The following is a 25,165-nucleotide window of genomic DNA, read 5'->3' on the forward strand; positions in this document are numbered from 1 at the left end:
TATAAAAATCGTCCTGCGTGCCCGCTGGCCGAAGCCCCGGCGTGTCAGGACACGTCGGCCCACAGTGAGCGGCTCAGCTGCCGGCTCCATTCAATCTCGGCCTCGAGCTGTTCGGGGCTTTCGAAACCGAGCCTGCGTGACAGGTAAAGATAATCGGGCGAACCGATCTCCGGCACGGTGAGATCCCTGGCGTTGCCGCGCACCGCCCGCAGAGCATCGATGGTGCGCCGGAAACAGCTGTAGGCGCGCCGTATGTCCCTGGCGTGGTCGGATGCGAGGATGCCCCTGGCTTCCAGACGTTTCAGGCCCTGCATGGCATTGGGTACCCGTACTTCCGGGTGCTCCGCTCCGCACTCGATCAGCCGGGCCTGCAGATAGTATTCGATATCCACCAGTCCGCCGGCGCTGAGCTTGAGATTGACTTTGCCGCTGCCCACCAGTTCCGCGATCTGCCTTTCGCGCAGGTGCCGTATGTTGGCGTAGTCGATGGAGCGTCCCGAGTAGACAAAGGCGTTCCGGGCCTGCATCACTTCGTCCGGCAAGGGATATTCTCCGGTGATCGGGCGCAGCTTGACCATGGCCAGCCGCTCGAACTGTTCGGCGGGGCCGTCCGGAGTGTAGTAGTCGCGGAAAGCGGCCAGGGAGCAGGCCAGGGTGCCCTTGCTGCCGAAAGGCCGCAGTCTCAGATCGATTTCGAAAATACCTTCCTTGCGGGATTTCAGGGCCTTGAGAAAGGCGCGCACGAACTCTTCAAAGTAACGGCTGTTGTCAACCCGACGTTCCCCGTTGGTAAAACCCTGCCCCCGGTAGACGAACAGCAACTCCAGATCGGAGGCGAAACCCATTTCGCTGCCGCCGTATTTGCCCGCGGCGAAAATGCCCCAGTCGCAGGGCTTCCCGTCCACCATGGGGCGTCCGAAGCGGCTTCGGATATCGGCATGGCAAAGGGCCGCGGTCTGGGTGACCACCACATCGGTCAGCGCCGTCAGTTCGCGGGCGAAGGTCACGTCGCCGATAATGTGAGTGATATGCCGCAGGTCGATGCGGAACATCTCCCGGTCCTTGAAATCATTCAGAATCCGGACCCTTTCCTGGTGGCTGTGACCGGGCTGCAGTTGCTCTCGCAGCATGGCTGTCCATTGCTGCCTGTCGAGGGTTTTTTCCAATTCGGTACGGGTGCGTATCAGCGGAAACAGGTTTTCATGCTGCATGCGCAGAAAATCTTCCCACAAAAACCGGCTCACACCCATGAGGCTGGCCAGAGTCTGCATGGTTTGCGCGGATTGAATGCTGGTAAAGTCTGCAGCTCTGCCCGGGTCTTCGAGCAGTCGCGAAGCAAGGTCGCGGAACTGGCGGATGGCCTGCCCGGGGTGGGGGCAGTGGGGCAGAAGATAGGCGAACTGTTTGATCAGGGCGCAGGCAAAGCGCAATTCCTGGAGCTTTTCCACATCGACAATTTTGCGGTTATGCAGATCGCGGATCCAGAAGGTATCCCTGACTTCGCCATTTTCGGTTCGGATGGTTGCCTGTTCGATATTGATTTCCAGCAGAGCCAGGGCATTGGCAAAGGCAAACAGAAAGCCGGGGATGTCCCGGGATATGATGTTGATGATCGTGTCCGCATCCGAAAGGTCGTTGTCTATGGCGATATCCACCGGGAGCAACTGCTCGTTGGAAGGCGCCCGCGACGCGATGGCACTGGCGACTTTGTCGATGAGACTGTCGCGAATGGCCTCGATACCGTTTTGGGCCATTTCCCGATTGAGATTTTCCAGGTCCTCACGCAATTTTCCCATGACCTGGTTTTCCGGCAGGCTCAGAATAAAGACGTCGAGAATGATGGCTTTGGGACAAGACGCCGGGTCTGTCGGCTCCGGAGAAAAGCGCAAGGTGGTGATGTCGGCGCTGTGGATATCGGCCCCATGGGCCGTCAACAAACCCGCAATTACCGACAAAAGGCCCTCCTTGTCGGTGGTTGACAGGGCGATTTTCCGAAGATGGCCGGAAGTGGCGTTGTCTTCAAAGGCAAGATCCTGCGCCTGGCGAACCTGTTTCAAGAGGTGTTCAAAGGGTTTAAAGGTTGTGTTTTTCAGTAAGTCAGATGCCATGTTTTTCTCTCTTGACCGGGATGCCTGGTAAAGCGGTAGCCTGATGGTGACATTGTCGATACAATTGTCATGCTGACCGGATCATAGCGCTGTATCGTGAAGATAACATTAAATTGCTGAAAAAAACATACCAGGAGGATGGGCATGCAAGGGTTTTGTGAAGAGGGTGTGGCTCTGGTCACTGGCGGCGCCCGGGGGATCGGCAGGGCCATCGTCGACAAGCTGTTGGCGATGGGCATGCGGGTGGCCGTTGCGGACCGGGATGTAAAAGCCTGCGAGGCGCTGACCGGACAATACGCCCGTGATGGCAGGCTGGCGGTTTTTTGCATGGACGTAGGTGATGAGGCAGGCGTTGCGGCCGCCATGGATCAACTCCGCGAAAAATTCGGCAGGCTCGATGCCCTGATCAACAATGCCGGGCACGGGCCGGCTCACGGTACCCCGCTGGAATCCCTGGCGCTTGAGGCATGGAATCACATTCTCACGAGCAACCTTACCGGGGCCTTTCTCTGCTGTAAGCACGCTGCCGGGCTGTTGCGCCGCAGTCGCGGCGCCATCGTCAATATCGCTTCGACCCGCGCTCTGCAGTCGGAGCCCCATGGTGAAGCGTATGCCGCCAGCAAAGGCGGTCTGGTTGCCCTGACCCATGCCCTGGCCGTGAGCCTTGGCCCGGATGTCCGCGTCAACTGCGTCAGCCCCGGATGGATTGCCGCAGCGGATTCCCAAACGCAAGGCACGCCCGGGGGGCCGATCCTGCGCCCTGAAGATCATGCGCAACATCCCGTGGGCCGCGTGGGCCGCCCAGCGGATATCGCGGAAATCGTGGCGTTTCTTGTGTCACCCGCAGCCGGGTTTATTACCGGACAGAATTTTGTTGTCGATGGCGGCATGACGCGCAGGATGGTTTATGCTGAGTAGAAAAAAGGGGGATCCATGAAAAATGCATTGGTGTTTTTGACGGGAATTATCGCAGCGGTTTATCTGATGAATCCCGGCGCCGGGATTTTTGAGGTATTACCGGACAATCTGCCCTTTATCGGCAACCTCGATGAAGCGGTTGCCGCCGGTCTGCTGATCATGTGCCTGAAGTATTTCGGCATCGATCTGACCCGGTTTTTGCCTCGGGACACTCAGAAACGACCGTAGCAGAAGGTCCGGATTGCCCGCTATGCAAAAAAGACTGGATCGGCCGTGTGTTTTCGCTATGATGTGGCGTATACGTTGAACTGTCGATGAAATTCGAAACCAGGAGACAACTATGATGAGACCGGTAGATACGTCCTTTACCAAAGTTCTGTCCCTTTCCAGCGATGAGGCGTTGCGACGGCGCTTTATGGTTCTCGACGAGCCTATCGAGGCCAACATGCGCTTTGGCTTGTTGCTTGAGGTTCTCGACAAGGTGGCGGAAGAAGCTGCTTTAAATTACGTCAACCGGTTTTTCCCCACAGCTCGTGTCGTTACGGCAGCCATTGACAACATCGTGGTTCGTCACGTCACGGATATGTCACGGGACATGCACTTCAAGGCCCGCATCAATCATGTGGGCCGCTCCTCGTTGGAAATCGGCATCCGGGTCGAGCAGCCAGGCGGGCCGGTGCGGCATATCGCCTCCTGTTATTTTACTATGGTGGCGCGCTCCGGGGTGGGAGAAGATGCGGTCAGCGTGGCGCTGCCGGGCCTGGAGTATGTCGAGGAAATCGAAAAGCAACGCGCCGCCAAGGCACTTAAAAGGCGCGAGGAGTACAAACAGCAACAGGCTTTGCTGCGTGAACCGCCCAGCCGTGAGGAATTCGAGATGCTGACCTGTCTGCATTCGGCGCAGGACGAGCCGGGGTTTTCCGGACTGCTGGCCAGTCGGCTTACCGCGGATGCCTGGGAGCGCATGTATCCCGAGCAGGAAAATGTACCCAAAAAGATTTTCGGGGGGTACCTGATTCGCCGAGCCTATGAGCTGGCGTCGATCTGTTCCGAGCAGGTGGCGCCCGACCGTCCCATTCCCGCGGCGGTCAATCGCATCAACTTCTTCCATCCGGTGCGCATGGGGGACAAGCTCCATTATACCGCCCGGGTGGTCTATACCAGCGGCAGCCTGATCTGCGTGGAGGCCAATATCGAGCGCATCAGCCGTGATCGTACTACCAAGGCGTTATCCAACTCCTGTCTGTTTACCTTTGTAAACGTCGATGAAGAACTCAATCACCAGCCGGTGCCGCTGGTTTATCCCACCAACTATGGAGAGGATGCCCGTTACCTGGCTGCCCACCGAAGCTGCCAGACTCTGATAAAGTACCGGCAGATGATCTGAACGGATATTTCTTTGCCCAATTCTTGAGAAAAGCCCGCATGTGCGGGCTTTTCTCAAGGAATGCCCGGGCAGCTTCTGCCATCCATCAGTATGTTTGCAGGCTTGACGAATTGCCGGGAGACATTACTTCGAGCCCCATGGCCTGCAACTGTGCGCAGTATTCCTGAGCCTGCGCGCGGTTCCGGGCCAGAATCAGTCCGCTGGCGCGGGCCGGTGCCTCAGGCATTCCGGTATATCGGGGGTCGCAGGTAACCAGGGGGACGAACATTCTTTTGTGCATCGCTCTGTAAATGGCCTCGATCATGGCCGTGAAACCTTTACCGCATCGGATTCCTGCCAGGCGCATCATTGGGTAGCAGAAATTCCTGCGGATTTCGGACGCCAGTAAAAGAGCGGGCGTCGATCCGTTGAGGCGGAAATTAAGATCGTAAATACGTATTCCACCATCCTTCAGGATGGCCATATCCATGCCGACGCAGCCGTGGTAGCCCATGTCGCGGCCTTTTTTGGCAATGCGCTTTCCGGCGTCGATCGCGGCAGCGGGGGCAGGATCCGTGGTTTCAAGCCAGTTGCCGAAATAAATTCCCCTCTGATCGACAATCTGTTCGCTGCTGCCGAGATAAGTGATTTCACCTTTTTCAGCAATGGCGTAGTTCAGGCAAAGATTACGGCGAATGGACAAAAATGCCTCTACAACAATCTGGGAGCAATGCCTGAAATCATTCCAGGCTTTACGAACTTCCTTCGGGGTACGGCAGATCCTGATGTCCCGACCGCCTCCCGTGGTTTCGCAGGTTGCGACTTTTATGACCACCGGCAGGTTGCGGATAAACGGCGAACGACCCAGCTGCGCCGGGGGCATGACGCGGCGCTCGGGCAAATACGGTGGATCGACAAAATCCGAAAGACGCCCCTTGTTGTTGAGCAGACGAAGCACATCCGGATCGATCCAGTATTTTTCAGAATTCCTTTCCGCCGGGCAGGGGGCGTGCTGCAAAGCCAGTCTGAAACCTCTATCCAGTAATATGGCGCACAGACGCTCATGCTCTGCATTGTTTTTGTAAAGCAGTGTGCGCGGCTCGGGAAAACCGGCATCCCGCAACAGTTGCAGGCCTGCGGGGGTGGCAACGCTTGCGGCGCACACTACGGGCATGCTTCCGGATACGGTCAACATCCCGCCGGTCAGCATCTCCAGGGTTAGTGGATCCTGCGGCAACCAGTGGCAAAAACCTGGCGTCGGACGCGGGCAGAAGGCCAGCTTTTCCCCGTAGATGGCGTCCAGGGACCGGACAGGGAAGAGTCTCGGCTTCACGACCTGTCCTCGCGGCCGGCGTTGTCCTGCACGGGGGTAAACCTGTCGCGGGAGGGCAGGTACGCAAAAACCCCCGCGGCCAGATGTTCCAGCATGGCAGCTTGGGCCGGCGTCGGGGTGCGGATGTTGAATGAAGGGGTGCGGTTGGCATCCAGGAGAATGGTTTGCCCATCGATCTGGACGAAATCGAACTTTCCATAATCGAAACCAAGGTCCTTGCGGCGCTTGCGCAAGTCATCGGGGATCGCAATGCCGGTCTCCCGGCTTAAAATATTGCGTGCCTTGACAATCGGATTGGGGGAAACGACTCTCTGGCTCATTTCACGGTCGCCGAAAAATACCCATTGGCGCAGGGCAAAGTGATTGCCTTCCCGTTCAGGCAGAAATTTTTCAACGACCAGATGCCTGTTCCACCAGACCGGTTTGGGCACCTGCCCCGGACCGGAAAATATGGGGTAGTTGTCGGGGGAAAGGTGCTTTTTCCAGTACCAGGGCAGGCGTTTTTGGAGCTTTTTTGCCAGACGGGAAAACGGCGTGCGCCGCACCAGCCGTTTTTCCATGCCGCCGCCGAAATTCCGGTTGGTTTTAACGAGGACCGGGCCCTGGTAGTTGTCCTTCCGGCCAAGGATCAGGGTGCTTATATGACGCTTGGATATGTCCTTGACCAGGCCGTTGATGACGACGGGGTAGCGTTGGCTGAAATGTTCATACTCTTCGGGGATGACGGTCAGGTCTATGTGCATGAACAGAGCATCGGCCGGCTCATAATGTTTTGGGCCGCGCAGAACCACAATTTCAATTCCCGACTTCGCCCACAGGCTGAGCAAGGGATGCAGCAGGTAGGAGACGGATTCGAATTGTTGCCTCTCATGGGTCAATATGGCGATTTTCGACGTCATGTCTGCTTCGGGCCTCCCCTGTGTTGCGTCAATACCAAGACGGTTTTAAAAGGGTAAAAATGGAATGCGCTTGCCGTTGTCGGAGATTTTTACCGGGTGATAGAGTTTGTTTTTTCGCCATCCGGGCTTTGTGAAAACGGGGCGAAAACGCATGGTTCCGGTTTTCATCCGGCCCTTCCGGTCGCAGGTGCTGTCGATATAAAATCTGTTCCTGTCCTGGGGATTCACGAATTGTCCGGTGCCGCCGAAGTCCTGCAGGCGGTAGCCGCCATGGAACAGCAGGGTGGGGAGCAACTCTTCGTAATGCCCGCTCCAGTCGGTGCGGTGCATCTGGTCGACGTAGCGTAGCGCCGGACCGGAGATGCGGTACACGGGGTTGAAGCTGCGATAGCGCCGCGTAAGGGGAATGTGATGTCGCGGGTGATTCAGTCCCCACCACCACCATTTAGGTTCGTCTTCGTAGCTTCTGATGTGACAGGTGAGAAGATCCGCCTTGCTGGATGAAAAATGACCGAGCAGGACATTCCAGTCCCCGCGAAACCATACGTCGTATTCGATGACCCAGTAATAGTCGTAGCCTGGGCGCTGTCGCGCAAAAGCCATGACAGGAAAGTGGGTGCTGCCGGGAACCAGGGTGTCGCGGAACATGGGAAAGCCCAGTTGTTGCATATCCGGCGTTGTGAACGGATAAACCTGGCCGGGGAAATCCGGTTTGATCCCGTCATTGCAGTGAAACAGGGTGAATATGTCGGTGAAGGATGAAAGGGTTTCATGTATTCTGTTGAATTCATGGCAATGACGCGGCGCCGCCAGATGTGTGAGCAACAGAATGGCCTGACTGATCATGTGAAACCCCTCAATCATTCCGATTTGCGCCGCTGCCTGCTGCTGACCCATGTGCTTGGTGGCAAAGCGGCAATTTTATTGACAATGGGAAATCTTTAAATAAGAATCGATCCGTTATATCGATAATTATAATGTCAGGTTTGTGACCGGATCGGATGACCGTTTTCGCTGGACACCCGGTATTTTAATGGGAAAAATCTCTCAATGGAACAAAAAATCTCTGCTTTCCCGGAAGTTGAGAAGTTCGGAGGCCGCAGGCACAAGATCGGCAGAATTATCCTTGTCGCCGGACCGTCCTGCGCTGGCAAAACAACCCTGATGAAAAAACTGCGGCGGGGGTTGCTGCCCGATTTGCAGAACCGTTTGAAAATGGGTGACCTCGCATTCTGGCATTTCAGGGATGCCATGCATATGTCCGATTCGCCTGAGACGCAAATATCCAATCTGGTGCTGCATTACGATATTCTGAGGCTGATGGACCAGGGTTTTCCCGATTATGCGTCGGATCCGATCATCGGCATGCTGGCATCGTGTGGCGAACTGCTTATATTGACACTCCGGGAGTGCCCGGAGGTACTTTGCCGACGTTGTCTGCAGCGGCGTCGCAGAACATGGCGCCTCCTGGCCAGCGGGCGTTTCCGTCTGTTTTGCCAGCGCTACAGGCGGCTTGGCCGAAAAAGTCGCCTGTACAGTGCCCCCTCGGAGGTCATGGCGCTGTACGAGAACTGGTTCGGGTTTTGCGCGACGCTTGCCGCCACTGAACATCTCGTCGTTCACAGTTTTTACCCCGAAAAACCCTTGGCAGGTTTCACGGCGACGCTGACCGTGTAATGGGGGAATGCCATGCCGCATGACGCCGAAATATCCGAAAAACGCATGGTGTTTATCGCGGGTCTGCATCGCAGCGGCACTTCCCTGCTGCACGATATCCTGCGCTCGCACCCGGATATTTCCGGTTTCCGGGATACCGGCGTGCCGGAAGACGAAGGGCAGCATCTGCAGACGGTTTATCCTGCCGCCAGGGTGTTCGGCGGTCCGGGTCGTTTCGGATTCCACAAGGCCAGCTGTATGGCGGATGACCATCCCCTGGCCACGCCTGAAAACGCCACGCTTTTGTACAAACAGTGGCGGCCGCATTGGGATGTCTCCAAACCCGTGCTTCTGGAGAAATCTCCGCCGAATCTGGTGCGCACCCGGTTTTTGCAGAAATTGTTTCCCGGCAGCCGGTTTATCGTTGTGCTGCGCCATCCGCTTGCGGTAGCTTATGCAACCCGCAAATGGTGTCATTCCAGTATTCCCGCCCTCATTGAACACCATTTGCGTTGTCATGAGCGATTTATCCTGGACATGGTCATGCTTGATCATGTGCGGATCCTGCGTTATGAAGAATTTGTCCGGTGTCCCGCGTTTCATGTTGACAAGCTTTGCGATTGGCTCGGTGTCGACAGGTTTCCCTTTGATCAGCAGGTTCGCACCGACATCAATGCAAAATACCTGCAACAGTGGCACGCAGACTGCCAGGGTGTGAGGGGCTGGGGAATAAAAGCCGTATGTTTCGCGCGATGTTTTGAAAAACGGGCGGCGCGTTTCGGATACAGTGTCCGCACACCGGAAATCCTGTCCTCCGGAGCTTTGCCGGTGATTGGAACGGATATTTTGGATGAAACAGATGAAGTTTCGGAAAAAACTTAAAAAACTTGTCTGTAAGAGTTTACGGCATCCCTGGGTTTTATGGGGCAGAAAGGACTATGTATTCATTCTGAGCCACATGCGAAGCCGGTCGACGCTGCTCTCGCATATTCTTGGCAGTCATCCCCGTATTTGCGGTTATGCCGAGATGCACCAGTCCTATGAAACTCCTGTTGATCTTCTCTGGCTGCGGCACCAGCTCCAGCAGCGTGGGGAAAAAAGCCCTGTCGGACGATTTGCGCTGGATAAAATGCTGCACGATGCGCAAATCCTTTCCCCCAGCATATGCGACCATCCCCATATCAAAAAAATATTCCTGCTCAGGCCGCCGGCCGAAGCGGTAAAAAGCATTATCCATATGGGCCATACGCTGAAAAATGTAGCCTGGCATACCGATCCGGTTGCGGTTTTCAGCTATTACAATCAACGGCTGCAAACCCTTGGCAATTACGCAAAACGGACAAAGATCCCGGGATTTTTTATCGAATCCGGGGATATGATCCAGCGCCCCGGGAGGCTGCTGGAGGCACTGTCGGCCTGGCTGGATCTGGAGGCAAAGCTGCAGTCAACCTACTCCACGTTCAGATACACCGGGCAGGAAAAGCACGGCGACCCTTCCGCCAACATCAAGGCCGGGAAGATTCTTTCCCAAAAATCCGATTACACCACCATTGTTCTCGATGAAAATCTGCTTTCAGCAGCTCATGAGAATTACCTTTCCACATGCGAAACCATGCAAAGGCATTGCGTTACGGCTGATTCCCTGCCGTTTCAGCATGTTTGAGGATGCCGGCGGTGGCGGATCGATCCGCGGCGGTGCTGAACATTTTCTTGAAATATTGAGTCATCGCCATGCGCGCATATTGGCCGGCGCGGGTGCCGATGTAATCCTCGTGGGCCACGAGGACGGCGACGGCCAGATTGGCCTTGCCGCTCAGCGCTCTGGCAAAACCGACGAACCAGTCATAGCGGATGTCGTGGGTCTGGTTGTCCATCGACCCGGTTTTGCCACCGATCTGAAGCTGTGACAGGGTCTCGTCCTTATCGTGGCCCTGGAATGATTTGCGGGCCGTGCCCGAGGTGATGGTGGCTTCCATCATCTGGCCGAGAACCGCCGCCGCTTTCGGGGACATGATCTGACAATCGGGGGATTGCCTGCCCTGATAGAGAAGATTGCCTTTACTGTCGAGTATGCGATCGACAAGGGATGGCTTCACGCTACGCCCCTGATTCAGGACCGCGGATACCATGATCGCCCCGTGCAGTGGGGAAATGGTGGTATCGCGGTTGAAGCCGCTGGCGATTTCAGCCCAGTTGTAAGGATCGTCGGTGATCTGGAAGTGACTCGGCTGCAGGGTCATGTCAAAGTCGATGGTTTCATTGAACCGGAACGTTTCGGCGGTTCTCGCCAGGACCGTTTTTCCCAGACTGTGCTCCCCGAGTTTCCCGAAAACCGGGTTGATTGATTGTGCAAAGGCTTCTTTGAAGGAAACCGTGTTGGTGTGCTTGTTGACCTTTTGGGTAAGTTGCTGCTTGTAAAGGGTATGTTTGTAGCCATTGAAACGCATGGTTGAATCGGCGGAGTAGTTACAAATGTCTACCGCCGAAGCCGCGGTTACGATCTTGAAAATGCTCGCGGCCGGGAAGTTGCTGCGCAGGCAGGGATTGCCGGCGGTTCCGGTCTTGTCATAGCCCGCCATGGCAAGGATGCGGCCGGTGTCGGCATCCATGACCACGATGCCGATATCCCGGGAATTTTTGCGGTCCATGTTGGACAGCAGGTAATTCTGCAGGTCCTGGTCCAGGCTGGTCTCGATCTGCAGGGTCTGCTGACCGAGGTGCAGTTGCAGACGTCCATCGGTCAGATTGTCAAAAGACTGCCGGTCCAGCAGTCTGCGAATATCGTTTTTGCCGGAGATTGCCGGGGCACTTTGCGGCACGGGCGCCGCTGCGGTAGCAGTTACCATGTTTTTGGCCACGTCACTCTTGATCAGCGACTGGCAGCCGAACACTCCCGCGGAAAACATAAGGGCGAAGGCGCAGATTTTTCTGCCGATGCGACGTTTGCGCAATGACCCAACCTGTGGATTCCTGCGTACGTTCAGCCGCATTCCGCCTTGATTCTGCAACCCGGACTGAAAACCTCGCCAACCGCCCGGACCATCCGATGGTAATGAATTTTTTTTACGCATAGTTTATATGTGACATGCCCTGAATCGGCCATGTTGATCATTGGATGAATGGGCGCATGCATGCCGCCCGCGCTTTTCGAACCATGGGTTTTTCAACGGCGCACAATAGCATTTATATGCCATTTGGCCAACCACTTACTTTTCTTTTTCAGTAGCTTCCAGCGCTGCAGGCAATGTCCCGGGCTTCCGGTTCCGGTAAAAAGCGTATCGGCTCTTTTCATAAGTCCGTTGCCGTGGATATCGGGAAATGTCTGCAGATAGTTTCCAGATGCAGCGGATCCATCTGCTGGAATTCCACACCGATTCCCGGCACCTGCATGGCATGTCCCCAGGCACAGAAATGGCGTATTTCAACCTGCACCGGCGGAATCCGGGGTATGTCCCTGAAGCGCACCCAGGCCGTTTTCGTGCCCTGCCAGTCTTGATTTGATATTAAAAAGCAGCCTCCCCGAGAGATGTCGAGGGTGACGGTTTTTTCCGCCTGCGCCTCGGCGCAATTCGCGTCCCTGCTCAACAAAACGTTGAAATGGATTCGATATCGGGGCGTGACCCGGCATACCCGCGCAGGGCGGTGACGGCAGAACATTTCCAGAAAGGCTCCCAGAGGGTCGGCCTTGTCCAGACTGCGTCCCAGGACCATGCCGCGGATTTTACGGTTTTTTTCATCCCATCGCGCACGAAACGTCGGATAGATTTCTGAAAACCGCTGGATTGTCGGTTTGTCCTTGTGGGGCGCGCGTACCGCTGTCAATACATCCAGAATCAAGCCGTTAAAGGGCCTGTTCCGTAGGATCTGCTGCATTTCCTCGATGCTTTTGGCGACTTCACACTCCGAACCCAAAGTCGATACCGCCTTGCGGTAGGCCTCCGTTGCCTTTGCATTGGTTGAAATGATGAGAACTTTGTTCATGGATCCGATTTGTCCGGGGTTGAAAAACCAGAGAGTTTTCATCCGGAAACGGCTCTTTTCCGCCGTGGCGGCGTCAATCCGCAGGCTTGCTTGTGCGGCGTACCGATGTACGCCTCCGCGCAACCCCTTGATTTCCTTGCCACAACGAAAAATTGCTCGATTCCCATATGAAAACTAACCTGTATCCATCCGGAGTTTCCAGATGGATACCAGAGAGTTCATGTTTTATATAAAAAAGTCGGGAAAAGACATAATGTCACATTTCCACGCTGTCATGCCCTTTATGATAGCAGATTTTTCAAGACCCGGTTCTGAACATCCGTAAGAGGTGTCAAGGGTCAGTGTTATTAAGCAGGGCAAAGCAGGCGACTATGGATGGTATCCATCCGGAGTTTCTGGACGGATATTGATAACCCATCTTGATCCGACGTGTACAGATTCTTTTGCTCCGCTGACGGAAGAAAGCGCAGTCGCGCGGATTGCGGAGACTTTGGGCCATGCTGTTTTAGTCAATGGGACAGGCGTTCTTCCTCCAGGTATGTGATTTGTGCTTGAATAAATCCCAAAAACCGGATATAAGGATATTATATGGTTGCTCCATGCCTTCGAGGGTAAAGATCCGCGGATATTTTACCCGCCGGTCGTATCGAACAGGGCAAGGCCAAAGGGTTTTATGAGGATGCATCATTGCAGCAACATTGTCAGAAAAGGGCAGGCAATGTTTTTCAGCGAACCTCCGGAGATTTCATGAAGCGCGTTTTGTTTGTTTGCACTGGAAATTCCTGTCGCAGCCAGATGGCCGAAGGATTGGTCAATCATGATTTTGCAGGGAAAATCAAAGCGTTTTCAGCCGGAACCGAGCCGCATGGCCTGAACCCAAAGGCGGTGCAGGTGATGGCCGAAACCGGTATCGACATCACCACGCAAACCTCGGATCATCTCAATAAATATGATGGCCAGAGTTTCGATTACGTTATCACGCTGTGCGGCGACGCCAATGAAAAATGCCCGCTCTTCATGGGCGGAGTCAAACGGTTGCACATGGGGTTTGACGACCCTCCCAAAGCCACCGGAAGCAGCGAAGATGTGCTTGCCGTCTACCGGCGGGTGCGTGATGAAATTCGGGAAAAGTTGGCTGAATTTTTTAAAAGCGAGTTAAATTGAAGCAAACGACGGATCTATTCAAGGCATTGGCGCATCGGACACGGTTGCAGATTATCTGCCTTCTCCTCGAAGGCGAGGTGTGCGTGTGCAAGATCATGCAGGTTCTTGACCTGCCGCAATCGACAGTCTCACGCCATCTGGCCGTTTTAAAAAACGCCGGCCTGCTGGAAGACCGTCGTGACGGAACCTGGGTTCTTTATTCCCTGGCCAAGGGGCACGACACTCTGGTGGACCAGTTGCTGGACATGCTTGAAAGTCACCTTCCGAATACCCGGGAAGGAGCCATGGCGCGCAAAAATCTTCTGGATTCCATGGAAAAAAGGTACTGCTCATAAATATTTTCGGTCAATATATCCGAAAAAAGGGATATAGATTGTCCCCCATGGGAGAAAGGTGAAACGATGGACAGCCCGGACGAGAAGAACAAACAGACCCCGCAAAAAATCCTTCGCGATGTCATGCGACTGTGTGCCGATTGCGATACCTGCCGCACCATGATGGAAGAAGATTGCGCCTTTTTTCTCGAGCTTTACAAGCTCTGGGACCAAGAGCATGAGGATGGCATACCCATAACGGAAGAACAGCTCCGCTATCTGGCCGAACTCTGCACTCTCTGCGGGCTGTGCCCCTGCCAGAAAATCCCCATGGATGTCATGGAGGCCAAGAGCCGCTTTATCGAACGGGAAGGGATGCCGCTGGCGACCCGGTTGCTCAACGATGTTCCGCGCATGGCCCGGCTGTGTGGTGCTTTTCCCGATCTGGTCAAGGCGCTGCAATCGAACAAGGTCTCCGGCCCCCTGCTGCGTAAAGCCCTCCGCCTGCACCCCGATCGGGATTTGCCTTCTTTTCCAAAGGAGAATTTCTTCCAGTGGGCAAAGCGCCGGGGACTGGACCGGCAGCGATCAGGCAATCATCAGGTTGCCTACTTTGCCGGATGCACCGCCGGCTATCTGTTTCCCGCCATCGGGCGCAGCGTGGTGGAGATCCTGGAACACAACGGAGCGACGGTGTTTGTCCCGCCCCAACAGTGCTGCGGCATGCCGTTTCTGGCAGAAGGGGACCGAAAACGTACCCTGGAGTTGGCCGAGGCCAACATGAAAAAATTACTCGAAACCTGTCAAGCCGGCAACGACCTGATTTATTCCTGTCCCACCTGCGGTTTTTTTCTGAAAAAACTGCTCAAGGAAAAAGCCTATTATTCAGAAACATTTCAGAAATCGGTGAACGCGGCCGACGATGAATTCAAGGTGCCCGCCCCGGAAAAGGGAGAAGGGCAGTTCTGGCATCTGAAAAAGAACATGTATCATCATCTCCTGAAGGATGACGGCTATTTTGCCAGCATCGATCCCATGGCGCGGATTGAACTGGCTGATCATCTTTTCGATTTCGGCGTTTACCTGAAAAATCTCCTCGATAAAGGCAAACTCGCCACCGATTTTGCACCGATCCCGAAACGTATGGCCTATTTTGCTCCCTGCCATCTGCGGGAGCAGAAAATGGGGCGTCCCTACCTCGATCTTTTGAAACTGATTCCGGAATTGGACATCGAGGCCGTCGGCAGCGATTACGACTGTTGCGGCATGGGCGGGGTTTTCGGCTTCAAAGAGCATTTCCATGAAAAGTCGCTGGATCTGGGCGAACCGCTGATGAAAAAATTTCACGCTCATAATCCGCAGGCGATCGTCACGGACTGCATGAGTTGCCGTTTGCAGTTCAAGCACTGCCTGCCATATCCCGTTTACCATCCGGTCGAAGTGCTGGCGATGGCCTATGGTGGTAGCGCATCCTCTGAATAAGAGCGATACGTCAATACAAGCCGGGGCGAGGGGTACGCATTTCGTTTGCCCAAATTTTAAAGACCCCGGTGCAAAACCCGAAGGAGATTCATCCATGAACAATCAATCCGGCGCGTCTCCGGTAACCGAAGACACGCTTTCAAACAATTTTTTCAGTAAATTTCTCGGCATTAAAATCGGCCTGTTGCTGGTCGCATGGTTCATGCTCTATCGCCAGCTTTTACCCCTTTCACGTTTCCTGACTTATGACCTGTTCGGGTTGCGGGCGGAATCGCATTTGGGATCGGCGGTGGAATTCTTCCTGTACGATACCCCCAAGGTGTTGATGCTTCTGGTTCTGGTCGTATTTGGCGTCGGCATATTGCGCAGCTTCATCACGCCGGAATGGACGCGCAAAATCCTCGCCGGCAGGCGCGAAAGCACCGGGAATGTGCTGGCTGCCCTTCTTGGTGTGATAACGCCCTTTTGCTCCTGTTCGGCAGTTCCCCTGTTTATCGGATTCGTCACCGCCGGCATTCCGCTGGGGGTAACCTTTTCCTTCCTTATCTCCGCCCCGATGGTCAACGAAATTGCCCTGGTGCTGCTGTTCGGCCTGCTGGGTTGGAAGGTGGCCACCCTGTATTTCGTTACCGGCATCGTCATCGCCACGGTAGCGGGCTGGACCATCGGACGCTTGAAACTGGAAAGTCATGTGGAAGACTGGGTGCGGGAAATGCATGCCAACGCCGCGGCAACACCTGACACGACCATGACCTGGGAAGAGCGGGTCGGTTTCGGCCTCGACGCCGTGCGGGACATCGTCGGCAGGGTGTGGCTGTATGTGGTCATCGGCATTCTGGCCGGGGCTGCTATTCACGGCTTCGTGCCGGAAAACTTCATGGCCGGTATCATGGGCAAGAGCGCCTGGTGGTCGGTGCCGGTTTCTGTGTTGATCGGCATCCCCATGTACACCAACGCCGCCGGCATGATTCCGGTGGTCGAAGCGCTGCTCGGCAAGGGCGCCGCGCTGGGTACGGTGCTGGCCTTTATGATGAGCGTCATCGCTCTGTCCTTCCCCGAGATGGTGATTTTGCGCAAGGTCCTCAAACCGAGGCTCATCGCAACCTTCATTGGCGTCGTCGGAGTGGGTATCCTGCTCGTCGGTTACCTGTTCAATCTTGTCATTTAGTTTCCATCCGGAAACGGCCCTTTTCCGCCGTGGCGGCGTCAATCCGCAGGCTTGCTTGTGCGGCGTACCGATGTACGCCTCCGCGCAACCCCTTGATTTCCTTGCCACAACGAAAAATTGCTCGTTTCCCATATGAAAACTACGCTGTATCCGTCCGGAGTTTCCGGATGGATACTAGATAAATTTCTTGCTTCCCGTACGGAAACCATGCTGTGTTTATCCGCAGTTTTCGGATCGATACGATAGTATGCCAAAAGGCGTTCATTTTCCCTCTGCGGAGTATCCATTGTCGATAGACTGCCCGCTGTGCCGCCATGGGCACACTGATTTTTACCATCGGGACGAGCGCCGTTCCTACCGTCAGTGCCGCCGTTGCGATCTTGTGTTTGTTCCGCCAGCGGACCGTCTGTCTCCGGCTGAGGAAAAAGCCCACTATGACCTGCATGAAAACGATCCGTCTGATAGGGGCTACCGCCGCTTTCTGTCGCGGTTGTTCGAACCGATGCGAGAGCGTGTCCCGGTCCCGGCGCGGGGATTGGACTTTGGCAGCGGGCCCGGGCCGACCCTGTCGCTGATGTTCGCCGAGGCGGGGTATGACATGGCTCTCTACGATCCCTATTATGCGGCGGACAGTGGAGTGCTGCAGGGGCGTTACGACTTCATTACCGCCAGCGAGGTGGCGGAACATCTCTATCGGCCCGGTGCGGTCCTTGCGCAACTTCATGGTTTGCTGCGGCCCGGTGGCTGGCTGGGCCTGATGACCAAGCTGATATGCGACCGGGCGGCCTTCGCCACCTGGCATTACAGACGGGATCCCACCCATGTCTGTTTTTTTTCCAGCCGGACCCTGGCCTGGTGGGCGGAGCAGGCCGGTTGCGACATTTTTTTCATTGGCCAGGATGTCATCCTGCTGCACAAACCCCTGTCTTCCGCTTTTACATGAACCACTTTCCCTTCCGAGGTGGTCCCTTTGCACCTCAGCGGTGTTCATCAACAGGCATCGCCAGCCTTGCCTTAAATCCGCCAATGGATCTGCTTTCGTTAGCATTGTCCATGATGGTGGTCTCGTGAATGCGGGAAAAAGCTTGCGCCGATGTTTGATTTGTTGTCGTGTAGCATTTATTATTGAACGAAGTTTGATGGTTCTACATGGTTCAGTCGCGGTTTTTGGATCGTTATGGGACTCCGCTGTGGTTGCCACTGGAAATTGATCTGCTTCCTCTTTTGAAAAGGTCACATGTCCGCAGCACGAAAAAACATAGCGCTGACCATCGGCCTTTATCTTCTTCTCGGCTCCGCCTGGATTCTCGGAACGGATTTTTTTCTGGGGCGGTTTTCTTCCGGCTTTGACTCAATTATTGTGTGGCAAACGGTCAAGGGGCTGGTGTTTGTGCTGGGGACCGCCGTCTTTTTCTACGTGGCCATGCGCAGCAATGCCGCAAAAGGTACGGTCGCGGCGGCGCTTTTGGACGGTGCTTCCGCGGACTCCCCGGACCGTAAAGGTCTTTCTTCCACCAGTTACCTTCGTCCCTGGGCGCCGCTGGGAATATTTCTGGTCATGATCCTGGTGCTTGCCGCGTCCGGGGCCGCTGTCTATCTGCAGGCATCGCGGACCGTGCGTGCCAATGCCCGCACCGCATTGCGTAATGTGGCCGGCTTGAAGGCCCGGCAGGTCGATGCGTGGCGCAAGGAGCGGCTGGGGGATGCCCGGACCATTACCTACGATCCGGTTGTCATGGCGTCATTCAGGGCGTGGCTGGCGGATCCCGCAGGTAGAACCGCGGCCCCGGAGCGTATCCTCCGCAGGCTGGATGCCTTTCGCAAGGCGTACGGGTACCATGCCCTGCTGCTGTTTGACAGCCGAGGCGTTCTGCGGGTTGGAAGATCGGACCATGAAGCGGTTTTTACCGGAAATGCGTTGCTGAAAAAAGCCCTGCAGCAGGGTCGTCCGATTTTTTCGGCCGCATATGTTCCGCAAGACGGATGTCCGCAGGTTGTCGATTTCGTTGTGCCGTTGCATGCCGAGGTTGCTTCCGGTGCGGAAGTTTTCGGTGCTCTCGTTTTTCGCATGGCTCTCGAAAACGAGCTGTTTCCCGATCCCCAATGGTTGCCCGCCGATATTCAAGGCGCCGAAACTTTCCTGGTTCAGCGTGAGGCGGGCGCGGTTCCGCTGGGGGTTCCGCTGTCGAGGGATGCTGGCCGGGGACCTGTTGTCAACCCTGACCAACAAGGCGAGTCTTTCCATTCGTTTTTTTTGCGTGCTTTGCGGCAAGGGCAGGCGGATATTGTGGATCACCACGGTATGCCGGTTCTCGCCGTGCTGGAAAAAGTGCCCGATTCGGATTGGCTGGTTCTGGCCAAGGTCAACCGTGTCGAAGTCGAGCGACCTCTCAAGCGTCTCGGTGCCGCTTCAGGCATGGCGGTGCTGTTTCTGATTGCGGCTTCGGCCGCCGGCATCGTGCTGTGGTGGCGACAGCAGATGGCGGGGTTCGCCGTGGCCAGACTCCGGGAACAACTGCAGAGGCAGGCGCTGCGCAAGCACCTGGAGTATTTGACCCGGTTTGCCAACGATATCATTCTGCTGCTCGATGGCGAGGGCACGGTCGTCGAGGCCAACGACCGCGCCATCAGCAGTTACGGTTACCCTCGCGAAGAACTGATCGGGAAGCACGTCCGCGAACTGCGGGCTCCGGATACGCTGGGCGATTTCGATGCGAGGTGGAAGGATGCTTACGATGGCGGGGTGCTGTTCGATACCGTTCACCGGCGGGCGGACGGCAGCTGTTTTCCGGTGGAGGTCAGCGCCCGGAGGGTGGAAGCTGACGGACGCGTCTGGTGCCAATCGATCATTCGCGACATCAGCGAGCGCAAGCACGCCGAGCAGCGTATCCAGAACCTTACCCGGCTTTACAATGTCCTTAGTCAGACCAACCAGGCGATTGTCCGGCACGTAGACAAGCAGGCGCTGTTTGAGGATATCTGCAATATTGCCGTGGAACTGGGGGGCTGTGCATGGCCCTGATAACCGTTTTTGCACCGCATGGGGAGAATTGTTCCGTTGCTGCTTCCTGCGGTGCCGATCCCGCCTTGCTTGACGTGATCCCCGAGCATACCCTGCATGAGTTCGGAGGCCGTAAAGAGGCTCCGCGGACGTTGCTTTCCGGAGGTTCCGTGATCTGCAATCAGGCCGCTGCGGGGGCATCCGATGAGCGTGTCAAGGGTGTACTCCGTCGCTGCGGCATCGGTTCTTTTGGTCTGTTTCCGCTTTACCGGGGAGACAGCATTTTCGGCACCTTGAATCTGTATTCCACCACGGATGACTTTTTCGGAAAAGACATGGTTGCGGTGCTCGAGGAGATGGCCGGTGATATCACCTTCGCGCTGAATACCTTCGATAAGGAAATGGCCCGGAAAAAGGCCGAGGAACGCCTGCAGAAAACTTCCGCGACACTGACCGCTGTTTTTCAGGCCACACCCCTGCCGGTGATCATCAACGATCTCGAAGGCCGTGTGTTGTTCTGGAATGCGGCCGCCGAGACGGTTTTCGGGTGGTCGGAGAAGGAGTCTCTCGGTAAGGAGCCGCCCTTTGTCCCCAAGGAAAAGCAGGGGGAGTTCCATCGCAATCTGGCCTCCGCCAAATCCGGGAATTCCCTGCGGGGCGTGGAAATCCAGCGTCGCCGCCGCGATGGCCGGCTGCTCGACATGCTGCTGTTTACCGCACCGTTGCACGATGTCTCCGGTCGGATCGAAAACACCGTTGCGCTGTTCATGGACATTACCGAACAGAAACGAGCCAGGGAACACATTCTGTGTCTTGCCCATTACGATCAATTGACCGGCCTGGGTAACCGGACGCTGCTGCGCGAGCGGTTTGCTCAGGAGGCTTCCCGTGCGCAGAGGGCAAAGCGTCATCTGGCGCTTTGCCTGATCGATCTGGATAAATTCAAATCGGTCAACGACGCGCTGGGGCATGCTTTGGGAGACATGCTCCTGGTTCAGGTGGCGCGGCGTCTGGAGGAGTGCCTGCGCCGGGCGGATGTTATCTCGCGGCTCGGGGGAGATGAGTTCCTGGTACTGCTGACCGATCTTGAGCGGCCGCAGGATACGGTCAGGATCGCCGATAAAGTCCTGGGGGCGCTGACGCGGCCGTTTTCTCTCGAAGGGCACACCGTGCGCATTTCCGCCAGCATGGGCATCGGGTTTTTCCCCGAGGACGGAGAGGATTTCGATACCCTGTTCCGGAAAACGGATACCGCCATGTACGCCGCCAAGGAAAAGGGGCGCGACAAGTTCATGTTCTTTCATGGCGAGATGGATCAGAAAATCCGGGCTCGCCTCGATCTGGAAAACAGCCTGCGGAACGCTCTGGAACACAAGGCGTTTTTCCTTCACTATCAGCCTCAGGTCGATATCCTCACGGGCCGCATCGAGGGGGTCGAGGCCCTGTTGCGCTTCCGGCATCCTGAACGGGGGCTGATACCGCCCGACAGCTTTATACCGGTTGCGGAGGATTCGGGGTTGATCGTACCTTTGGGGGAATGGATACTTGAAGAGGCCTGCCGTCAACTGCGATTTTGGCGGCAAGCGGGGTTGACGGACCTCACCATGGCGGTAAATCTTTCGCCGGTGCAGATTTTTCAGGAGGATTTCGCCGGTCGCACCGAGGCTATTCTGAAAGCCCGGGGCATTCATCCCGGTCTTCTGAATCTGGAACTGACGGAAAGTATTTTCATGGAAGAAGATGAGCGTGTCCACCACACGCTGCTGACACTGAAAAAGATGGGTGTGCGCATTGCGCTGGACGATTTCGGCACCGGTTATTCCAGCCTCAGCTATCTCAAGCGTTATGCCGTCGATGAAATCAAGATCGACCGCAGCTTCGTACGGGACGTATGCAGTGATCCGGGCGATGCGGCTATTGTCCTTGCCACCATCCAGATGGCTCGCAGCCTTGGTCTGCAGACCGTTGCGGAAGGGGTGGAAACAGCAGAGCAGCTTGCCTTTCTGCGGGCCCATGGCTGCGATCGCTACCAGGGATATCTTTGCAGCCGACCGCTGGTGGCCGATGCGCTCGCGCAACTGGTTGAAGGGGGGCATGACAAGCTCGACCCCTGGATTCCCGGCGTGTAAACGGCAATACATTCGAAGCAGGCCCGGTTCCATTGGCCGGCGCAGATGGCTGCCGGGAAGCCCGGGATGACGGGCAAACCGGACCCGGAGCATGATCGCAGCCAGCGTATATCACCGGTTTGTCAGGGTTTTTGGGCCATCATGAAAAACAGCGGATAGGTTTTGGGGATTCCCCTGGCGTCGGCTTTTTCAATGACCATCATGCGCTTTGCATAGACGTCTGCAAAACCGCACGATCGCAGTTGGTTTCCCAGCAGCCGAGGGTCGAAACCCCGCTGAACGTCCATGCTCCCGCCGTGAAAGGAACCGTTCTCCGGTTCCAGGTCTCCCACGCAGAAAAATCCCCCCGGTTTGAGCAGCGCGAATGTGTGCGCAAGGATTGCCGGTATATCCTGCACGTGATGCATGGCCATCAGGCTGTAGATCAGATCGAACTGCCGTAATCCAAAGTCCATGCGCAAAAAATCGCCACAATGGATGTGGAGATTGCGGATGGCGGCGTGGTCGATTTTTTGTCGTAGCACGGCCAGCATGCCTTCCGAGGCGTCGACCATGGCGATGCGATGCAGCAAGGAGGCGAGCTGCAAACCGGCCTGTCCGGTACCACAGCCGAATTCAAGAGCTTCGGCACGAGGCGGCAGGGGCACGTGTTGCAGGATATGGGAGACAAATACGCGGGCCGTTTCACGGATCCGGGGGTTGGCGTCCCAACCGGTGGCCAGCGCGTCAAAATCCTTTACGTCAGTCATGTACGGACTCCTTTGCGGTCGATCTGTTTTCAGCAGAAGCTCTGGCCAATTTTTGCAGGGCTGCGACCCGCTCCACGATCGGCGGATGGGAAAACCGCAGACGGACATACAGCGGATGCGGATGCAGCGCGGCAAGGTTTTCCCGCGCGAGCTTGACGAGTGCTTCCGCCAAATCGGCGGGCCGTCCGGTGAGTTGACAGGCGAAGCGATCGGCCTGCCATTCCTGGCGACGCGACAGGGCGCTGCCGACAGGCGCCAGGAAAAAGCTGGCGATGCCGGCGAGCAGGGACAGAATCACGACCTGAGCCGGGAAGGATGCCTTTTCCAGACCGAGCAGGGCCGGCAGGCCGCCCCAGCGGATCAGCAGCCACGCCAGAAACAGGCCGCCAAGCGACACAAGGGCGCCGCCCAGCAGGCGCCTGGTTATGTGACGGTGTTTCCAGTGGCCGATTTCATGCGCCAGTACCGCCAGAACCTGATCGTCATCCATCTGTGCCAGCAGGGTATCGAACAGGATGATGCGTTTCTGGCGACCCAGTCCGGTAAAGTAGGCGTTGCCGTGGCGGCTGCGCCTGGACGCGTCGACCTGGAAAATGCGTCCGGCGCGCATCCCGGCCTGCTCGGCCAGTTGTCGGATGCGCGGTTCCAGCGCCGGGTTCTGGACGGGTGCGAAGCTGAAAAACAGCGGTTCGATAAGATAGGGTGCGATTACCATCAACAGCAGCCCGAACAGGGTGACAAAGCTCCAGACCCACAGCCACCATATGTCCGGACGGCTCTGCACCAGCCACAGGCAGCCGCCGGCCAGCAGCCCGTACAGCAGCAGTGACAGCGCCATGCCCTTGAGGGCATCGGTCAGCCACAGGCGCATCGTCATGGTATTGAATCCATAGCGGGCTTCAATGCGGAAATTCCGCCACCAGGAAAAGGGCAGATCCAGCAGCAGCCATGCACTTGTCAGACCGATGAAAAACAGGCTGCCCCGCAGGATAAAAGAATCCGTCACCGAACCGGTCCAGCCATCGTAGCGCGATATCCCGCCGCCAAACATGAACCCCGCAAAAAGCATCGCCATGAAACCCTGTGCGACCAGAGCCAGACGTTTTTTATCCGTTTCGTAAGCAAGGGTCTGCCTGACGGTTTCGGTATCGAAGTTCTTCGTGAAGGCAGGCGGTACGAACACACTCTGACGCCGCTGGTGACGAAGGTTGAGCCATTCCAGCCATTGCTCGCACATGACCACCAGCAGCCAGGCGCTCAGAATCAGGTATTTCATGAAAAACTCCCTGCGGGGCCTTGTTTTTCGAAGGGGGATGTATACGTTTCCTGCAAAAAACCGGGACGGTTTGCCCTTTTGTCATGATGGCGTTTATGCTATGAATACCGCGCAAACCTTGATGCACGACAAGGTTTTTCTGTTATGTATCGGCTATGCTCATCCATAAAGAGCAGTCGATTCGGAGGATGAGAACCATGAAAATGCATGATAGCAGATCCGCGGGCGGCATGGCCAGCACGTCATCTCCCGCGCTGCGTGAATACCCGAGCAAACTGTTTGTCGAGAGTACGACTTTCTGCAATCTGCGCTGCCCCATGTGCGTCAAGCAGGCTGCGGACAGCAAGGTTGTCGATGCCGATATGTCGCAACAGACCTTTGCCGCTCTGGAAGCGGCGTTTCCCTTCCTGGAATCGCTGGTGCTCAACGGCATCGGCGAGCCGCTGATGCATCCGCATATTCTCGAATGGATCCGCAGGGCCCGCCAGATAATGCCGGATAATGCATGGGTCGGTTTTCAGTCCAACGGCCTGATGCTGGATCGCAGTCTGGCAGACAAGCTGGTCGACGCGGGGCTGGATCGCATCTGCCTTTCGGTGGATGGCGTCAAGCCCGAGACCTTCAGCAAAGTGCGCAAAGGCGAGGACCTGAGCGACATGGATCGCGCCTTCCGCGTGCTGCGCGAGGCCCGGCAAGGACAATCGGAGTGCCGGCTAAGGATCGGCGCCGAGTTTGTCGCCATGCGCGAAAATTTTCGCCAGTTGCCCGATACGGTGCGCTGGGTGGCTGAGCGCGGCGCCGATTTCGTCATTGTCAGTCACGCCCTGCCTTACGATATTTCCGGTATCGCCCAGACCGCCTATGACAATTCCATCGACGCCGCTGTCGAGATTTACCAACGCTGGAAGCGGCAAATGGAGGCTGACGGGCTGGATATCAAGGCCTACGATTACATGGTCTGGGAAAAAGAGCAGGTTCTGCCCCGGACCGTCGATCCGCAGGTGCGCAAGGTCAACCAGATGGTCGGCCGCATGCGGGCCGAAGCGCGCAAAAAGGATATTTTCATGGATGTCATGCAGCTGCTGCGGCGTGACGAGGCCATGGTTTCCGCGGTCCAGGAGGTTTTCGAGGAAGCGCGGCAGGTTGCCGCAGCGATGGGCATTGAAATCAAGCTGCCGGTCGTCACACCCCGTTACGAACGGGAATGCCCCTTCGTGACCAAGGGGTCCGCATTTATTTCCTGGAACGGTGACGTGCATCCCTGTTATTACCTGTGGCATCATTACCGCTGCTGGGTCAATGACTGGGATCGCCTGGTCAAGCCGAAGGTATTCGGTAACGTCAACCGGCAGCCGCTGCTCGATATCTGGCGCAGTGAGGACTTCCGCATTTTCCGCGAGCACGTGGTCGAATTCGATTATCCCTACTGCTCCAATTGCGGGGTCGCGCCCTGCGACCTGGTGCAGGAGGAGGATTTCGAGCAGGACTGTTTCACCAATCCCGAGCCCTGTGGTTCCTGTCTGTGGGCCATGGGGTTGCTGCAGTGTCTGCAGGATTGATATCGATTTTATTGCAACGCAAAACGCCCGGTCATTTCGACCGGGCGTTTTGCGTTGCAGAC

At 56.3% G+C, this 25,165-nt stretch carries 23 protein-coding genes; 14 read left to right on the top strand and 9 right to left on the bottom strand.

From position 1 onward, the window contains the following. Nucleotides 1–44: 44 nt before the first annotated feature. Nucleotides 45–2,108, bottom strand: a complete 2,064-nt coding sequence (locus tag A6070_RS05625; protein ID WP_072287425.1) for a [protein-PII] uridylyltransferase family protein — start codon at nt 2,106–2,108, stop codon at nt 45–47. A 144-nt stretch (nt 2,109–2,252) separates the two neighbouring features. Between A6070_RS05625 and A6070_RS05630 the strand changes: the two genes are divergently transcribed. The 3 genes from A6070_RS05630 (at nt 2,253) to A6070_RS05640 (ending at nt 4,413) form a co-directional block, all read left to right on the top strand. Next, on the top strand, nt 2,253–3,026 hold the full coding sequence (locus A6070_RS05630) for an SDR family oxidoreductase (protein ID WP_235605413.1): 774 nt from the start codon (nt 2,253–2,255) through the stop codon (nt 3,024–3,026). A gap of 15 nt (nt 3,027–3,041) precedes the next feature. Further along, nucleotides 3,042–3,254 carry a DUF1232 domain-containing protein gene (locus A6070_RS05635; protein WP_072287427.1) on the top strand — a complete coding sequence of 71 codons (213 nt, stop codon included), beginning with the start codon at nt 3,042–3,044 and terminating at the stop codon, nt 3,252–3,254. Nucleotides 3,255–3,366: 112 nt separating this feature from the next. Beyond that, nucleotides 3,367–4,413: an acyl-CoA thioesterase gene (locus A6070_RS05640; RefSeq protein ID WP_072287428.1), complete on the top strand. Its 1,047-nt coding sequence runs from the start codon at nt 3,367–3,369 to the stop codon at nt 4,411–4,413. Between the two features lie 85 nt (nt 4,414–4,498). Here A6070_RS05640 and A6070_RS05645 read toward each other — a convergent pair whose 3' ends face one another. The 3 genes from A6070_RS05645 to A6070_RS05655 are packed head-to-tail and all read right to left on the bottom strand — an operon-like array spanning nt 4,499 to nt 7,470. Then, nucleotides 4,499–5,725, bottom strand: a complete 1,227-nt coding sequence (locus tag A6070_RS05645; protein ID WP_145926426.1) for an ATP-grasp domain-containing protein — start codon at nt 5,723–5,725, stop codon at nt 4,499–4,501. Next, nucleotides 5,722–6,624 (bottom strand): hypothetical protein, encoded by a 903-nt coding sequence (locus A6070_RS05650; protein ID WP_072287430.1) that lies wholly within the window; start codon nt 6,622–6,624, stop codon nt 5,722–5,724. The genes A6070_RS05645 and A6070_RS05650 overlap by 4 nt, the downstream gene beginning before the upstream one ends. Before the next feature lie 45 nt (nt 6,625–6,669). Further along, on the bottom strand, nt 6,670–7,470 hold the full coding sequence (locus tag A6070_RS05655) for a hypothetical protein (RefSeq protein ID WP_072287431.1): 801 nt from the start codon (nt 7,468–7,470) through the stop codon (nt 6,670–6,672). Nucleotides 7,471–7,674: 204 nt separating this feature from the next. Between A6070_RS05655 and A6070_RS05660 the strand changes: the two genes are divergently transcribed. Then, nucleotides 7,675–8,301, top strand: coding sequence for a hypothetical protein (locus A6070_RS05660; protein WP_072287432.1), 627 nt, complete (start codon nt 7,675–7,677; stop codon nt 8,299–8,301). 12 nt (nt 8,302–8,313) lie between these two features. Further along, nucleotides 8,314–9,162, top strand: a complete 849-nt coding sequence (locus A6070_RS05665) for a sulfotransferase family protein (RefSeq protein ID WP_072287433.1) — start codon at nt 8,314–8,316, stop codon at nt 9,160–9,162. Nucleotides 9,163–9,199: 37 nt separating this feature from the next. Here the strand turns inward: A6070_RS05665 and A6070_RS15540 are convergent, their stop codons facing one another. Then, nucleotides 9,200–9,517: a hypothetical protein gene (locus A6070_RS15540; RefSeq protein WP_158515869.1), complete on the bottom strand. Its 318-nt coding sequence runs from the start codon at nt 9,515–9,517 to the stop codon at nt 9,200–9,202. Here A6070_RS15540 and A6070_RS15545 point away from each other — a divergent pair, their 5' ends adjacent. Further along, nucleotides 9,518–9,943: a hypothetical protein gene (locus A6070_RS15545; protein ID WP_158515870.1), complete on the top strand. Its 426-nt coding sequence runs from the start codon at nt 9,518–9,520 to the stop codon at nt 9,941–9,943. Here A6070_RS15545 and A6070_RS05675 read toward each other — a convergent pair. Then, the gene (locus A6070_RS05675; protein WP_072287435.1) at nt 9,909–11,231 is read right to left on the bottom strand and encodes a penicillin-binding transpeptidase domain-containing protein; all 1,323 of its coding nucleotides are present in this window, start codon (nt 11,229–11,231) and stop codon (nt 9,909–9,911) included. The two genes, A6070_RS15545 and A6070_RS05675, sit on opposite strands and share 35 nt — an antisense overlap. 337 nt (nt 11,232–11,568) lie before the next feature. Beyond that, complete coding sequence (locus A6070_RS05680; protein WP_158514029.1) at nt 11,569–12,261, bottom strand: PilZ domain-containing protein; 693 nt, start codon at nt 12,259–12,261, stop codon at nt 11,569–11,571. A 747-nt stretch (nt 12,262–13,008) separates the two neighbouring features. On the opposite strand from A6070_RS05680, the gene A6070_RS05685 reads away from it, so the two are divergent. The 7 genes from A6070_RS05685 (at nt 13,009) to A6070_RS05715 (ending at nt 21,519) form a co-directional block, all read left to right on the top strand. Beyond that, complete coding sequence (locus A6070_RS05685; RefSeq protein WP_072287437.1) at nt 13,009–13,425, top strand: arsenate reductase ArsC; 417 nt, start codon at nt 13,009–13,011, stop codon at nt 13,423–13,425. Continuing rightward, nucleotides 13,422–13,760, top strand: coding sequence for an ArsR/SmtB family transcription factor (locus tag A6070_RS05690; RefSeq protein WP_072287438.1), 339 nt, complete (start codon nt 13,422–13,424; stop codon nt 13,758–13,760). Before A6070_RS05685 ends, A6070_RS05690 begins: the two co-directional genes overlap by 4 nt. Before the next feature lie 66 nt (nt 13,761–13,826). Next, nucleotides 13,827–15,221, top strand: a complete 1,395-nt coding sequence (locus A6070_RS05695) for a heterodisulfide reductase-related iron-sulfur binding cluster (protein WP_072287439.1) — start codon at nt 13,827–13,829, stop codon at nt 15,219–15,221. A 94-nt stretch (nt 15,222–15,315) separates the two neighbouring features. Continuing rightward, nucleotides 15,316–16,389 carry a permease gene (locus A6070_RS05700; protein ID WP_072287440.1) on the top strand — a complete coding sequence of 358 codons (1,074 nt, stop codon included), beginning with the start codon at nt 15,316–15,318 and terminating at the stop codon, nt 16,387–16,389. A 292-nt stretch (nt 16,390–16,681) separates the two neighbouring features. Next, a complete protein-coding gene (locus tag A6070_RS05705; RefSeq protein WP_407703135.1) occupies nt 16,682–17,332 on the top strand; it encodes a class I SAM-dependent methyltransferase in 651 nt (216 codons plus the stop codon). 294 nt (nt 17,333–17,626) lie between these two features. Further along, entirely contained in the window at nt 17,627–19,411 is a 1,785-nt protein-coding gene (locus tag A6070_RS05710; RefSeq protein ID WP_072502022.1) for a PAS domain-containing protein, read from the top strand. Continuing rightward, nucleotides 19,402–21,519: a bifunctional diguanylate cyclase/phosphodiesterase gene (locus A6070_RS05715; RefSeq protein ID WP_072502024.1), complete on the top strand. Its 2,118-nt coding sequence runs from the start codon at nt 19,402–19,404 to the stop codon at nt 21,517–21,519. Before A6070_RS05710 ends, A6070_RS05715 begins: the two co-directional genes overlap by 10 nt. Nucleotides 21,520–21,641: 122 nt before the next feature. Here the strand turns inward: A6070_RS05715 and A6070_RS05720 are convergent, their stop codons facing one another. Next, complete coding sequence (locus A6070_RS05720; protein ID WP_072287443.1) at nt 21,642–22,268, bottom strand: class I SAM-dependent methyltransferase; 627 nt, start codon at nt 22,266–22,268, stop codon at nt 21,642–21,644. Further along, on the bottom strand, nt 22,261–23,544 hold the full coding sequence (locus A6070_RS05725) for a M48 family metallopeptidase (protein ID WP_072287444.1): 1,284 nt from the start codon (nt 23,542–23,544) through the stop codon (nt 22,261–22,263). Before A6070_RS05725 ends, A6070_RS05720 begins: the two co-directional genes overlap by 8 nt. A gap of 197 nt (nt 23,545–23,741) precedes the next feature. Here A6070_RS05725 and A6070_RS05730 point away from each other — a divergent pair, with 197 nt between their 5' ends. Further along, complete coding sequence (locus tag A6070_RS05730; protein ID WP_235605415.1) at nt 23,742–25,103, top strand: radical SAM/SPASM family putative metalloenzyme maturase; 1,362 nt, start codon at nt 23,742–23,744, stop codon at nt 25,101–25,103. Nucleotides 25,104–25,165: the final 62 nt, after the last annotated feature.

Source organism: Syntrophotalea acetylenica, assembly GCF_001888165.1.
GTDB classification, from domain to species: domain Bacteria; phylum Desulfobacterota; class Desulfuromonadia; order Desulfuromonadales; family Syntrophotaleaceae; genus Syntrophotalea; species Syntrophotalea acetylenica.